Source organism: Shewanella youngdeokensis, from assembly GCF_033180165.1.
In the GTDB taxonomy this organism is placed as follows: domain Bacteria; phylum Pseudomonadota; class Gammaproteobacteria; order Enterobacterales; family Shewanellaceae; genus Shewanella; species Shewanella youngdeokensis.
In genome coordinates this window covers 4084030-4097894 of record NZ_CP136522.1, presented here as the reverse complement: position 1 = coordinate 4097894, position 13865 = coordinate 4084030, and the positions used below count along the sequence as shown (strand labels likewise).

12 protein-coding genes are annotated in these 13865 nt (G+C 44.4%); 3 read left to right on the top strand and 9 right to left on the bottom strand.

Translation table 11 applies throughout. The annotated features are described in order from the left end of the window. Window positions 1-101: 101 nt before the first annotated feature. From RGE70_RS17475 to RGE70_RS17465, 3 genes are read left to right on the top strand one after another with little or no spacing between them, the layout of a single operon-like run. Complete coding sequence (locus tag RGE70_RS17475; RefSeq protein WP_310472699.1) at window positions 102-590, top strand: hypothetical protein; 489 nt, start codon at window positions 102-104, stop codon at window positions 588-590. 2 nt (window positions 591-592) lie between these two features. Further along, window positions 593-1633 (top strand): porin, encoded by a 1041-nt coding sequence (locus tag RGE70_RS17470; RefSeq protein ID WP_310472698.1) that lies wholly within the window; start codon window positions 593-595, stop codon window positions 1631-1633. Between the two features lie 2 nt (window positions 1634-1635). Continuing rightward, entirely contained in the window at window positions 1636-1902 is a 267-nt protein-coding gene (locus tag RGE70_RS17465; RefSeq protein ID WP_310472697.1) for a hypothetical protein, read from the top strand. 1 nt (window position 1903) lies between these two features. Here RGE70_RS17465 and RGE70_RS17460 read toward each other — a convergent pair whose 3' ends face one another. From RGE70_RS17460 to RGE70_RS17420, 9 genes are all read right to left on the bottom strand, one after another. Further along, window positions 1904-2905: a hypothetical protein gene (locus RGE70_RS17460; RefSeq protein WP_310472696.1), complete on the bottom strand. Its 1002-nt coding sequence runs from the start codon at window positions 2903-2905 to the stop codon at window positions 1904-1906. A gap of 44 nt (window positions 2906-2949) precedes the next feature. Then, the gene (locus RGE70_RS17455) at window positions 2950-4785 is read right to left on the bottom strand and encodes a DUF3131 domain-containing protein (RefSeq protein WP_310472695.1); all 1836 of its coding nucleotides are present in this window, start codon (window positions 4783-4785) and stop codon (window positions 2950-2952) included. 8 nt (window positions 4786-4793) lie between these two features. Continuing rightward, on the bottom strand, window positions 4794-5120 hold the full coding sequence (locus RGE70_RS17450) for an Hpt domain-containing protein (protein WP_310472694.1): 327 nt from the start codon (window positions 5118-5120) through the stop codon (window positions 4794-4796). 105 nt (window positions 5121-5225) lie between these two features. After that, window positions 5226-6503, bottom strand: coding sequence for a glycosyltransferase family protein (locus tag RGE70_RS17445; RefSeq protein ID WP_310472693.1), 1278 nt, complete (start codon window positions 6501-6503; stop codon window positions 5226-5228). Between the two features lie 200 nt (window positions 6504-6703). Beyond that, window positions 6704-7873 carry a hypothetical protein gene (locus RGE70_RS17440; protein ID WP_310472692.1) on the bottom strand — a complete coding sequence of 390 codons (1170 nt, stop codon included), beginning with the start codon at window positions 7871-7873 and terminating at the stop codon, window positions 6704-6706. Then, window positions 7863-9251, bottom strand: a complete 1389-nt coding sequence (locus RGE70_RS17435; protein ID WP_310472691.1) for a DUF3131 domain-containing protein — start codon at window positions 9249-9251, stop codon at window positions 7863-7865. The genes RGE70_RS17440 and RGE70_RS17435 overlap by 11 nt, the downstream gene beginning before the upstream one ends. A 23-nt stretch (window positions 9252-9274) precedes the next feature. Further along, window positions 9275-10672: a DUF3131 domain-containing protein gene (locus RGE70_RS17430; protein ID WP_310472690.1), complete on the bottom strand. Its 1398-nt coding sequence runs from the start codon at window positions 10670-10672 to the stop codon at window positions 9275-9277. Window positions 10673-10682: 10 nt separating this feature from the next. Further along, the gene (locus RGE70_RS17425) at window positions 10683-12014 is read right to left on the bottom strand and encodes a DUF3131 domain-containing protein (RefSeq protein ID WP_310472689.1); all 1332 of its coding nucleotides are present in this window, start codon (window positions 12012-12014) and stop codon (window positions 10683-10685) included. After that, window positions 12001-13863 (bottom strand): glycosyltransferase family 2 protein, encoded by a 1863-nt coding sequence (locus RGE70_RS17420; protein ID WP_310472688.1) that lies wholly within the window; start codon window positions 13861-13863, stop codon window positions 12001-12003. The genes RGE70_RS17425 and RGE70_RS17420 overlap by 14 nt, the downstream gene beginning before the upstream one ends. Between the last annotated feature and the right edge of the window lie 2 nt (window positions 13864-13865).

Below are 13865 nucleotides of genomic sequence, written 5' to 3'. Positions count from 1 at the left end.
GCTCCTTGAATTGAACATGTTAGTCATATACTTGTGCAATGCATGACTCTTGACTATATTCAGCATAGTACAAAAAACTACCAAGGATTGAAGGTTTTGATATGTTTAATGGAATAAACTTTCGTACAGTATCTTTGTGCATAAAGTCAGTAATTATCGGTACGGCTTTGTGTGCTCCTCTCCCTCTCAGCGCGGTCGAAACGGACAGCACTGATGTCGAATTTGCAATTTTCACCCTCAATAATGAGTTACCACCGCTGAGTAAAAGTAAAGCTAGAATGCTATACCGTGGTAAGTCTAAAAAAATTGGTGGTAGCCTTAAAATAGTACTTGTTGATTTACCTGAATCGTCTATGCACCGTAAAGAATTTTATAATATGTTGTTGGGCAAGTCGGTATCTCAAATGAATGGTTATTGGGCGGGATTAGCTTTTTCTGGTAAAGGTTCTCCACCAGAAGAGCTTGATAGTAACGACATAAAGCAAATTTTAAAATGGCTAAACGAGAACCCGAACGGCATCGCTTACGCTCCGCTTGAGTCTGTACCTGATGAAGTCAACATTCTTATAACCGTGCCACAAGGAGAGTAGCCATGTTATTAAGCCATAAGTACACCCTCGTATTATTAAGCTTAGGCGTTGTAGCAAATGCTCAAGCGGCGATTGAATTAACGGATAATGTCTTTCTAAGCGGTTTTGGTACGACATCGATCAGTAAAACTGATAATACAACCCCCTTATTTATTAATCGTGAGATCACAGACGAGACCTGTTACGACTGTGACACATTATTTGGATTGCAGCTCGATGCCAATATTTTTGACGGGTTAAAAGCATCGGCGCAAGTGGTTAAGCGCACGCAGGATGACTGGAGCGACCCTGAGTTAGAATGGGCGTATTTAAGTTATGAGTTTAATGATTTTGAGGTACGAGCTGGACGATTGCGTTTGCCAGTATTTATGATCTCTGAATTTTACTTTGTCGGTCAAGCTTACGTGTGGGCAAGGCCGCCAGTAGAGGTTTATGATGCGATTTTGGGTACCACATCGTACGATGGTGTTTCGTTTGCTTGGAATTATGAGTTGTCCGATGAACTGTTGCTAACTGTGTCACCATATTATGGTTTTGAGCGTACCACTAAAGTGGCTTTAGGCTCGACTATATTTCATTTTGAATCTGACTATACCACTGGTATTTATTTAGATTTAACAGGCTTTAACTACCGTATTCACGCTGGATTTTTACAGTCTAAATATATTCTTTTACCCGCGACAAAGCCCGATAAGTTAAGTGTGTATACCGTGGGTGCAGAGTACAGTATGGATGCTTGGCAATTTATGGCTGAAGTCGAATACGATGATTTACAAACGAATTGGTATGCCAGTGTCGCCTATGCTTTTGACGGTTTTACCCCTTACATTGTCTACGGTGAAAGTCATGACCTTAGGGAAAGTAAAGGCGTGACTGTTGGGGCGCGTTACGATGTCACCCCGGCGATATCGGTTAATGCTGAATACCAAACTCTTACCTCTGAAGATCCCTTTAACCGAGCTCAATTTGTCGCACCTCCCATTTATTTTGGTGAAAAGGAAGATGTCGACTTGTTTAGTATCACTATTAATTTTGTGTTCTGATTATGGATAATATTGCATTTTGGCTGAGCTTTTACGTATTGATGCTGGTAGTTTCAACCATCATTGGTTACCACAAAGGTAACATTGTTGCTGGTGCCTTGTTGGGGTATGTGTTGGGGCCGATAGGGGTCATTATTTTACTGTTAAGTAAAGACCGAAAAATGCTGCCTTGCCCTGAGTGTGGCAGCAAAATTCACCGACATTCCTATGAATGCCCTAAATGCCATAAAAAGGTGCTGCATCGTTTAGGAAAAAAGTCAGCTACATAGATCAAAAATCGAATGAATAGCTGATACTGATTGAACCATCAATAAACCGCCCAGTATCGGCGCCTCTATCCGCACTATTCCAACGGTTGCCAGAGTAGTTGTTGTATTGAATGGTAATGGTACCTGGGTGCCAATCAAAGTAGCCGAATCCGTAGGTATAGTCTGGGTTCCAAGGCTGTTTTTGGCTACTGTCTAAATAGTAAAATGCCGTTGCATTGACATACCAATTTCCTACAATTGAATATTTACAGCCTAAGCTAATGGTTTGGTGGGCTGTTTTGTATTCAACAGTCGCTAAATCAAAATATTCAGGGGTGTAATTGTAATCTAGCTGGCACCCAATCGCGCCCTCATCAGTAAATGAAAACCAGTCGACATAGGGCTCTTTAACAGGGAATTTCCAGCCTAGCGCCCAAGTACCTTGCGAAAACTCAGTGTGTCTTCCGCCAGGCTCAGGAGAAAATCGGTTACCGCCGTAATTGGAATAAAGCAGGCTAAACGTATAGGGGCGCCAGTCGCTATAACCAAACACATAGGTAAAGTCAGGGTTCCACGGCTGCTGCAGTTCTTGATCAAAATAGTGATAAAGGGTGGTCGAAACAAACCAATTACCAATAATTGAATATTTTAGTGATAGGCTCGCAGTTAGGTTTTGATTGCTGGGGCCTGAAGTGGCATTTGCTGGGATTACTGCGGGGGTATCGACTAATGGGATACCGCCTGAGGCGCTGACGCTCCAGCGTTTGTACCAAGGTAAGTCAGGGTCCCAGCTGTCCAGTGATAGCAAGAACGAACTTGTCACCCCGTTCCAGATTAAATCGGCTTCGGTTGGTTCACGCACTGATTTTTGACTGGTGCCATCGAGAATCGTTATTTCGGTGGGTTTAGGGGCATTTTTGGCCATTTCAGTCTGGTGTTCACTAGCGCAAACGTCCGCTACTGCCAAACCTAGGGTTATTCCCCACCATGCGACTTTGTCGGTCCACTTTAAATTTGCTATCAAATGGGTCTTCCTTAACCAAATAATTTTGATGCATGTGTAATTATTTATGGCTCATAAATGGGCCGTCTGTTTCTAGTTTTATACCAAAGGCTGACCAAAATCAGTGAGTTAGTATTTATATTATAGGCGGTATTTGTTTTTCCATTACGGTAAAGTCCGGTAGGGATCACGCGATGCCTTATACTATTTGTGGTTACTTGGTTTGCGAGTGCTCGGCTGTATTCACTATCAAAAATTACGCTCATGGCAAACGCTGCTTTATTGCTGAATGTCTGCGAATTTGCAAAGGGTTTACCTGAGTGTGACACGCTGTACCAAGGCTCTCCTTGGTAGTAAATATTATTATATAAAAACCAAGGTGCCTTGCTGAGTGAGTCTTCTGCGTAAGCGGTTAGCTTTTTACTGGTATTGAATTGCTCCTCATGTAAGTCGTAGAGCTCGCGGAGCTGGTTCCAACATGACTCATCATGGCTAAACTCGATGGTATAAAGTAAAAAAGAATCGAGCGTTAAAAACGGTAGATTTCGCGGATCAATTTTAATTGTTATGTCATCGACTTCGGTTTCATCAAGTCGCTCACACTCAAATGCAGTGTCGACGTCTAAACCCATCAGGCGATAGCCTGTTGCGGCATATTGTAAGTAACCGAGCCGGCCTTCTTGCCGATAATACTCTTTTTTAGAAGTGAGTTTTGTTCCGTACAGCGTACCTTTGTGCACGGCTTCATCGAGTTGCCATTTATCAGTTATGCGGGCGACATCAGCGGCCAAATGCGGTTTATGTTGAACGATTATAGCTAGCCAAATGTAGAGCCGTCCCAGATCCAGCGCTGACCAACCATTACCGTTCGATGCTGATTTACTTAACCTACCAGAGGGCTTACCGGTAACGGTATTATATTGGCGGTTAGGGAGCTTATCTTTATAAAGTGGGAGGTTGTACAGTGTCTTGAGCATTTTTTTAAGGCGAAAATTAGTGACCTCTAACGTGCTTAATTCTAGTGCCTCTAAGGCTAATATTGCCCCTATGCTGCTGCCTACATCCCACATGGTTGCATGAGTATAACCTTGCACTGAGTCGATTAAACCTGTGGTTTGATTCCAATTTTTATCAATATATAGCTGCGCTTTGCTGGCTAATAATTTGTCATGACGATTCAAGGGGGCAGGAGTTAGTGAAGTTGTGGTTATGGTGCTTTCGGGCGGCGAGGTTAACTTTGTCACCGTGTTTGTTATCGGTGTCAGTTCAACTTCGCTGGCGTTAAGCGCAGATGTGTTATCAAATTTTTCAGCATTTAGTGGTTTAAACACGGTGCGAGTTTTGCTGCTGGGTTTATCAGAGCTTAGCGGTTTTAACGCAGTACGAGGTGTGCTGTTGGATGTTTCAGAGCTTAGCGGTTTTACCACGGTGCGAGGTGTGCTGTTGGATGCTTTAGAGCTTAGCGGTTTTACCACGGTGCGAGGTGTGCCGTTGAATGTTTCTGAACTTAGCGGTTTTGCCACGGTGCGAGGTGTGCTGTTGGATGTTTCAGAGCTTAGCGGTTTTACCACAGTACGAGGTGTGCTGTTGGATGTTTCAGAGTCTAGCGGTTTTAACACTGAACGCGGCGTTGTTAACGGTAACGCTTTGGTTGCTGTTGATTGTGCTTGAGGGACAATAGAACGGCGTTGAAACTCGATGGCTGTTTCTTCTGCAGGCTGAGGACTAACGAGTGTTCTGGATACGCGTTTAGCAGGTTTTGTTGCTGTTGGCGTATCTGAAGTTTGGTCGGTGCTAGGATTTGTGTCAGCATAAGTTGGGTGAGTACCCGCAGCGAGGCAAATAGCCAAAGAACAGGCCAGTATATTGAGTACTTTCTTATTCAGTGTTGGTCGCTGCAATGTGTACCCTATTGCAAAATACCTGCTATTTGCTGGTTGATTTCTTGTATTTTTCCGCACAACTCATCGACAGTGCTTTGCTCGGGTAAGGTTCCGGCTTGTGCACTAGACTCAACCACTTGGGCTAAAGTCATAGCCTCTTTGGCACATAAATTACTGAACATCCCTTTAAGCTCGTGGGAAATCTGAAATAGACCGTCAACATCGTCACTGCTAAAGCGAGTTTTTAATATGTTATGGCTCTCGCCGTATTCTTCTAGGTAAATGGTAAGCAACATTTTTACCATATCGCTGTCATCACCACACATTGCTGTTAGTTCATCCACTTCAATCATGTTTTTGCATCCTTTGCTTTTATCTGTTTATTGATGCCGCAATTTAAGTTGCGGCATCAACGAGGCAAATATTGGCTTCAAGTCAGTATTGACCAACTTGCGCGATTAAGCGCTTGAGGTCAACTGTCCCGCTTTTACTTTAGTTAACCAAGCCGCCAACGCTTGAGGAGACATCAATTGCACATCACCCAATTCAGCATCTTTTGCATTGACCAATTCATCGGGTAATAAATCAATAATGCGATCTAAGTCTTCGGCTGTTTGTATGTGCTCATCAATAATGTTGGCCATCTCTTTATTGTAGTCTGCATCACGTGCCCGTAAGGCTTTTACTAGGCCTTGAAGCAGTGTTAGCCAAGTGCTCATTGGTCCTTGGGTGATAGAGGCGGATTCTGCGGCTGAATCTATAAAGGCAAATGGCACAGTAGCAATACTTTGTTTATGTTGCATTGCTGCTAAAATCCAATCGGTATCGAATGAGAAGTCGAATACCGTAGGAGCTGCTAACATATGCTGCAGCGCTTCGCGGCTAAACAGTTTGTAAGCGGCTTGGGTATCGTGGATCCCTTTAGAGAAGATCGGTGCGCCGACCATTCTTTGCATGTGTCTAAGGGTTTTTATTCCAATGCCCCATCGTTGCTCTTGCTTGATCAAGATAGAGCGTGGATCTTTACGGTTACCGAGGGTGACTTGGGTATTGCTGGAAACAAAAGGCGCCAAAATGAGGCCTAATTGCCCCATATGTACGGAGTTGTCGGCATCGGTGTAGACAACGGCGTCAACACCATCTTCTAGTGCTTGCATGCAGCCAAAAATAATCGCTCCGCCTTTTTTTGAATCATCAACGTCATTAAGTTCAGCTAAAGGACCACTTTTAGCTAAGATCCCATCTTTAAGGTTGAGAACTGTAATTTTTTCAGGGTCTGAGCTGCGATCGGCAATACGAGAGGCGATACCGAAACTATTGTGCGGACAGCCATCGTCTACCGGGTATAAATGCCAGTCAACTTGGGTACCCTTACAAGCCCAGTTGAGTTGGGTGACTTTGGTCAGCAGGGAGTTTTCACCATTGATATTCGCTGCACTTTTTTCGAGCAAACGGTTATGTTCACCCCACATGGCGAACACAATACCTATTTTAACGGGTTGGGTTATTTGGCGTAAGTAAGTGCGCGATTGAACCAATTTAACGGCCAATTTAAACACCAGTGGGCAATCTTCTTTTTGTGCTAAGGCTTCGAGTTGTGCTGGAGAGGTATGTGTTAGCTCCAGCAGCGAATCTGCTAGCTCCAGCAGGCTCACTTGGTGAGATGATTCAGTTAAATCAAACTGATCACTAGAAGCGAGATAAATTTTTTCGAGATCATCATTATGCGTGTTCATCACGAATCCTTTCATTGACTTACTGACTTTTAACGCTCTGGTAAGTTGGTAATAAATATTATGTAACTCCTTAAAATGTAGTAACAGATCCTTAAAACAGCAAGGTTCCTTCTTTGTTGTTTTGCTCCGTTACTCGGGATCATCTTTACTGGTAGTTAATTCAACTTTTATCGGTGGTTCAATAGCTTGTGTTTCAACTATTACCGCTTTAGTCTTAACGGCATCAACGGCATCAACGGCATCAACTCAACGGCATCAACGGCATCAACGGCATCAACGGCATCAACGGCATCAACGGCATCAACGGCATCAACGGCATCAACGGCATCAACGGCATCAACGGCATCAACGGCATCAACGGCATCATCACCGATAGGCTTTATTACCTTTGATTTTTTTATTGGTGCCTTCTTCATTGGCGCTACAGGCTCAATTTGCCTTTTTTGGAGTGACTCTACGGTGGTTTCTTGTGCCTGGTTTACTCCACCTTTCCCTAATAAACTCGATGTTGCTGGTATTGCTGGTATTGCTGGTATTGCTGGTATTGCTGTTTTGGGTTGGGGCGTAGCGGTAGCGGCTTGTGCCGCAGCAGCCATTGATGCATCTGTTGCATCGATAATATTGTCAGTGGCGCTGTCTGTTACGGAGCTATCTATGGCGGTGCTGTCTGCTGCTGAGGAAGGCTTTACTACGGCAGGTTGCGGTTTGGGTTTGAATGTGTGGGAGCTTGAAAAGTTAGCGTCATAGCCAGACAGTGTTTTACTTGGTGCTGCATGTTGTGATTGCGCTGCACTCGGAACAGGGGGTGGCGCAATGATATTATTGTTGGGCGCTGCATCGTAGCGGTTGAGACCTAACTTGGGCGAGGTAAACGAAAAGAGTTTTAGCTTTTCATCCCACAATTGCAGCGCTGTTAGTTCGATATCGAGCGCCTCATCAATGCCACTGGTTACATCACTTACCTGCATCGCGACCGACAATTGTGTGTTTGCCGTTTCTAGGCGTTGGTGTAATTTTTGCTGTAATTGCGCCCAGTTAGTCCCGCCAGTAAGTAAGTAGCGAGTGCTGTCAGACCAATACTGATATGCGATGGGGTTTTCGGCTTTGTCAGCGGCTATAGCTGCCAGTGACGCAGCTAAGCCAGCGGTTTGCCACATCTCTTGTTGTGAGAGTTTTTTGGGGTTACTGAGCAATACGTTACTGAGCTGGTGCCAGTGTGCCGCAGCTTGTGGGTAGCGGCCTTTGGCGAGTAGGTAGTTCCCTTTGCTAAAGGGGCGCAACTCAAGATTGAGTGCTTCTGCAAGTGCTGACTTTCCGGTAAACATTGCGACTAGAGTTAGTATGAGAATTGCGTGATATTTACGAGCCATCAAAAGTCTCCACTAAGCATTTTCCTGGGTGATCGAAGCGAGAGTTAAAGCGAACATCGCGGTATTCTTTATTGCCTTTAGATTGGTAAAGTTTGCCATTCACCTTGTAAAGCAAGGCTTCGAGTACGCCGGCATTGGTTTTTAAAGTGATACTTTTTTCATATGCACTAGAGGCTTCATAGCGACCCTCATACCAGCCTCGTTGCGGGTGATAAAGTTCTTGTACGAGCACCATGAGGCGTTTGGTGTAGTCGGTTTTCCACAGGGCCCACATTTGAAAAGCAACCCGGGTAGAAACGAGTGCTAGATGGTCATGGCTACTGCCGTCTTCGGCAACGGTTATCCAAGGTGTCCCTAGGGCGTAAATTGCGTCATAAACAAAAAAGGGATCATCTGAAACTACATGTTCAGCTCTGGCGGTATAAATACGTTCGAGCTCCCAGCGGCTTTCTTGCACTCGGTAAACTGAATCGGCCATGGCGGCAAGAGGGGCGTTGGTATGATTGCCATCAAATGATGATGTATCGTCAATATCGTCCCAGTTAAACTCGAGGCCAAGCCACAGGTAGGGCGTGCTAAAAACAGGCCTTAATACGTCAAAAAATCGCGGATCTCGGCCATCAAAAAGAAGGTCGATACCGTTGATAGTTGCCACTTCGTAAGGCTCAAGCATCATGCTTTTTTTGGGAATAATCTGCCAATCTAAATAGCCATATGATGCATATTCTTCAATCCCTAAGCGGCCCTCTTTAAATGTTTCTACTTTGCCTTCACTGATGTTACCGCCATAAAGCTCCCCTTTACTTGAGACAAGGGCGCAGAAGTTCCAGCGCAATACGGCTTTATCGATATATTCTGAAAACTCAGGGTTATGTTGTTTGGTTATTGCCAGTGCAATGAGTAGTCGACCAATATCAATGGCTGACCAGCCGAGTTCCGCAGGCTGGTTGGCGTAATCCACCATCGCGCGGGTAGTCGTGGAGTAAACTTTATTCGGTACGCCTTGGCGGGTTAATGGCATTTCGACTAAAAAATCGATGGCCATTGTTAGTCTTTCATCGTGGGCTTTAGTTGAGATTAATTCAAACTGTAATGCAGCTTGCAGTGAAAGCAAGTAATCGGCAAATGAGTTCATATCCATGGTTGGATAGTTGTCTAATGAATTAACTAGGCCAGTTGATAATTGCGTATTGTTAGCAAAATACTGCCAAGCCGTGTTCGCCCAAGCAATTTCTTGCTCGGTGAGTTCTCCGTGCCGACCTTGCCTGACAAGTTGAGAATCGGTAACGCCAGATACACCAGAGCTAACTCCCTGGTATATAAGACCACAAGCTTGAAGGCTGAGCAGCAATAACAACAGTACACATTGTCGTAGCATATGACCCCTGTCAGTAAACTGAATTATTTAGGCTCAGTTTTTTTTCTCGGTAAGCACTGACCCTCATAACCAAATGGGCTTTCGAGTGCTTTTTCCCAAAGGCTAGGGGCGGTAGTTGCTTGGTACTTTAATAACTTACCTTGCTTTTTATACAATAGAATCTCGAGCAAAATGCCGTTGTTATTTGAAGTGAATGTGTTGATTAGTCCGGTACCATTTTCAAATATACCTTCATAGAATCCTTTTTCGCGGTCATAAACATGGCTTACGTGGTCAAACAGTAAGTCGGTATACTCTGTATCCCACAGTACCCACATTCCCATCGCGCCTTTAATGGCCACTGCAGAAAATTGCGGTAAGAAGGCTCCAACCTCTGAAATAGTATTCCAAGCAAAGCCATCGGTGTAAATGGTGTCGTAAACGAAGTAGGGCGCACCATCGAGTTGGTGCTCGGTTCGCGCGGTGATGATACCGGTTTCTTGGTAACGCTTTTCTTGTACGCGGTAAATTTGCAAGGCAAATTCTGCCATCCAGTCATGGCTATAATTATTGTCGTGTTCACTGTGATCTGAGGTGACGTCCCAGCCGAACTCAATGCCGTCAAGTACATAGCTTTCAGTTACTACATAGCTATGCGCTTTCAGTTTTCGAGGATCGCGGGTGTCGTAAGGGATGTCGTAGCCATACAAGTTAATGGTGGCATAAGGCTCGGGCATGAGTGCTTGGTCGGTATTAAAGCCCCATAGTTCAAAGCCTTTAGCGGCATATTCTTCGTAGCCTAAACGGCCTTCTTGTAAATATTGAACTGGTTTATCGGGTTCGAGTAGTGCGCCAAACATGGTGCCATTTTCATCAACCACATTACAAAAGTTCCAACGTAGCACTGCTGAATCAATTGCGCTAGCAAACTGCGGGAACCGATGTTTAATGATGTGTAACCATATTAACAAGCGCCCTAAATCTAATGCGGAGTAACCAATTTCGCCAGGTTGGTTGGCATAATCCACTTTAGCCCCATTTTGGGTGTTGTAGGCTTTGTTAGGGAGCTCGCCCATAAACAAGTCAAGGGTGTTTAATGTTGCGACAAAACGAATGAAGCGGCTATCAAACTCCTCTTTTTCGATAATGCCAAATTCGAGAGCACTGACCATGCCCGCTAAATATGATGATGCATCCCACCAAGTTACAGAGGGATAGTCATTTACCGCATTAACGAGGCCGGTAGACTCTTGGTAGTTATTTACAAAGTACTGCCAAGCGATGGTGGCCATTTCCATCTCTTTTTCGGTTAGATCACCTGAGCGTTGCTTAGGAACATCCCAATGATTATGGCGTTTAACAATATCGTTGGAAAAGCCTTGATAGCTGTTACCACACGCAATAAGCAGTAGAGCTAGGCATACGATTAAGGTAAGTTTCATACGCATCCTTCTATAATTCTTCTACGCCGATATTAAGCAAGGCACCGTTTTGAATGTAAGCCAGTGACTCTAGAACAATACCGTTAGTGTTAGCCGTAATAGCGGTATTGGCTTCGCCGGTTTTCTCATACAAACCTGAATACCACCCCTTTTCATCAGAATAAAGCTCTTCTACTCCACCAATTAGTACATCTGCGTAAGGAGTGTCATAGAGTGCGTACCAACCAAAAGCAGCTTTAGTTGATAGTGTTTTGAAGTCTGAGGCGTCGGCGCCTGTATCAGTAATGGCGTTCCACTCTTTGCCATCAGAAAACACAGTGTTGTATACGAAGTAGGGGGCTTGGTCGATGTTATCTTCACTTACCGCCGTGATAATGCCTGAACGCTTGTAACGGCGCTCTTGGGCTTTGTATAGGCGGTAGGCAAAGATTCTGGACACACTATCTGCCCCAAACTCAATACTGTCGAGAATGTAAGACTCACTCACTACATAGTTATGTGCATGGTATTTGGCGGGGTCGCGACTATCGGTTGGTATTTCAATACCGTCAATGGTGACGAGGTCTAGGTAGTCAGCGTATTTTAGAGCGTTAAATACATCTCGACCCATCAAAGTTAGCGCCTTAGAAGCATACTCTTCGTAACCGATACGACCTTCTTGTACCAACTCCAAGCCCCCTCCAGATTTAGCCGGTCTTGACCCAAACATATAGCCATCTTTAGTCATAGCGCTGACTTTCCAATGCTGTAATACGTTATTCACTTGCTTGTTAAATTTAGGGTACTGCCAAATCAGAATATTCATAGGTACCAGGATTCGACCAATATCAATGGCCGACCAACCAATACCGTCTTTATCTTCTAGCGGTTGGTTAGCGTAATCCACCATCTTTAATGTTTGGGTGTTATAAGCTTTGTTGGGTAGTTCGTCTCTTACTAGCGGTAGCCGAGCTAATGTGACTAAGGCTTTTTCCATCTTTAACTCAAACTCTTGGTAACTAATCACGTTGAGTCGGCTGGCCGAGATTAATGCCATTAAATATGAAGCGGTATCCCACATAGTAGTTGATGGATAACCGTCTACAGAATTAACCAGGCCGGTATTATCTTGGTAGTTGTTTTCGAAATACTGCCAAGCGGTTTCAGCCCATTTATACTCTTGATCTGTTAATACACGATTATCGCGTAAAGGGATCGGTTCTGAAGGTGCAAATGTGAGATTTCCCATCACTTTGTTGTAGTCACGTGTTTCTATGGTGAAAGCCACGGCCAGCGCTGTAAATAGCCCCGCTAAGAATACGATGTGATGACGAGCTTTAACGAATGAGCTACTCGATTCCATAATCCAATTCCTTGTTTTCTTCTGTTGTCGTAGTGGATGCATCGTCAGTTGGTGGTGACCAGCATGCGGCTGCTATCATGCCCCACATGGCCATCATGTTATTTAAGGTCCAAAAACTATTAAGGATAAGCCCGCCAAGAGAGTAGTTACCAAACGAATGGCTACTGTAGGCGTACCAGGCAAAAATCATACTGCCAAGGCTTAGAACAAAGACTCCGATTTGAGGGATAACCAGGTGCAGGAATAGCCCTTGTTGACGGCTTTTTGGCGTGGTAGGGAAGCTGATTTTTTTACCCCGCATCACTGTCCATAAAGCCCGAAGGTTGACAGGGAAGAAGGACAGGAAGTTGGTTTTACCTTGATAACCTGCAATCCCCCATGTACCTATCATCATGGCGAGTTCTGCAGTAATGACAAAAGGTAAAAAGTGCAAGTAAAACGTGGTGTCGTAGGCATCGACCGGTGCGATACTGGTAAGAAAATACACGATTGGGCAGAACAAAAAGATAATGTTCCAAATCGCAGATAGGTTTGACCAAAAACTGGCACCGTACATGAGTTTCTGTTTTAGGCTCATGCCTTTCTTAAATAATGGGTTGTCATTCATAAATATATCAATTGAACCACCGGAGTACTTAAAGCGCTGTACTGTCCAGCTTTGTAGATCTTGAGGTGACAGCATTTTACTTTCGATGGTTGGATGCTGAATTGAACGCCACTCCCGCTCTGTGTCGCCATGAAGGATAAGCGAGGTGTAAATGTCTTCTGAAACATGGAATTTATAAGGGGTAAATTCAGTGTCAAAGATGATCTCTTGGCGTAAATTAGCTGATATTTCGTGATCGACGCTTTTCTCTTTAGTGAGCTTACGGATCTGCTTTTCTATCTCTTCATGTTCGTTACTAATCTGGTGGCTGTAACTACGTAGCGCCGCTTCCATTACCGCTTCTCGGCGATGTATTGATCCAGCTCCGCAACAAAATGAAGCATTAGCCCAATTACGTCGACGTTGGATGACGTCATAAAACATTTGTGGGTCGTTGGCGTAAGGGTCTCGACCCAATGTTACTGGGCCGTATATTTTTTCAACTGCGCTACCAAGCCAGCTAATCGGTGTTCCTAAGCGTTTCTTTAGCCAAGCTGGAAGTCTTTCTCCTGCGGGAAGATCGAAGAACCACTGCGGCGTTTGTACCCACGCGACGTCAGGATCTTTAAAGTAACCTAAGGTGTTTTCTAAAATACTCGGGAAAGGTCTAGTATCAGCATCGCAAATGACAATAAAGTCGCCATGTGTTTGCTCTAATGCGTTGCGTAAATTACCTGCTTTGTAGCCCACATTGTTGTCACGAGTAATATATTGAACCCCCATGTCAGCAGCCATTTGCGCCATTTCTGGGCGTCTGCCATCATCAAGAATAAAGATGTTCATTTCTATTTCGTGGGGGTAGCGAACCGCTAGTGCGTCGCGAATACTGAGTGCTACCAGCTCGGGTTCTTCATCATAGGTTGGAAACATAATGTCGACCCCAATCGGGCGGTCATCCATTGGGTCATTAATACATTCATTGATAGTTGCAGGTGGGCTTTTTTGGGGTTCGTCAGATGTTTTCCAGAGATTAAAAGCAAATAATACCGAGCCAACAAAAGCACAGGATTCAGCAAAAGCCAATGGTAATGAAAACCACATCGCATCGTAATTGAGAGCAAAGCCCCAGCGCCAAACTAAATACCATACACCCAATGCAATATTACAGGTGGCTAAATACTGGTATAGCAACTCTCTCGAGGGGCTGTAACTTACGGGTTGAGGCGGTGTTCGTTTCTCAAACTCACTAAAGTAAAAATCCATTT

Excerpts from the sequence above, each read along its gene's own strand:
- RGE70_RS17440 (WP_310472692.1), bottom strand. The coding sequence starts at position 7,873 with ATGGCTCGTAAATATCACGCAATTCTCATACTAACTCTAGTCGCAATG.
- RGE70_RS17420 (WP_310472688.1), bottom strand. The coding sequence starts at position 13,863 with ATGGATTTTTACTTTAGTGAGTTTGAGAAACGAACACCGCCTCAACCC.
- RGE70_RS17430 (WP_310472690.1), bottom strand. The coding sequence starts at position 10,672 with ATGAAACTTACCTTAATCGTATGCCTAGCTCTACTGCTTATTGCGTGT.
- RGE70_RS17425 (WP_310472689.1), bottom strand. The coding sequence starts at position 12,014 with ATGGAATCGAGTAGCTCATTCGTTAAAGCTCGTCATCACATCGTATTC.
- RGE70_RS17450 (WP_310472694.1), bottom strand. The coding sequence starts at position 5,120 with ATGATTGAAGTGGATGAACTAACAGCAATGTGTGGTGATGACAGCGAT.
- RGE70_RS17475 (WP_310472699.1), top strand. The coding sequence starts at position 102 with ATGTTTAATGGAATAAACTTTCGTACAGTATCTTTGTGCATAAAGTCA.
- RGE70_RS17445 (WP_310472693.1), bottom strand. The coding sequence starts at position 6,503 with ATGAACACGCATAATGATGATCTCGAAAAAATTTATCTCGCTTCTAGT.
- RGE70_RS17465 (WP_310472697.1), top strand. The coding sequence starts at position 1,636 with ATGGATAATATTGCATTTTGGCTGAGCTTTTACGTATTGATGCTGGTA.
- RGE70_RS17470 (WP_310472698.1), top strand. The coding sequence starts at position 593 with ATGTTATTAAGCCATAAGTACACCCTCGTATTATTAAGCTTAGGCGTT.
- RGE70_RS17435 (WP_310472691.1), bottom strand. The coding sequence starts at position 9,251 with ATGCTACGACAATGTGTACTGTTGTTATTGCTGCTCAGCCTTCAAGCT.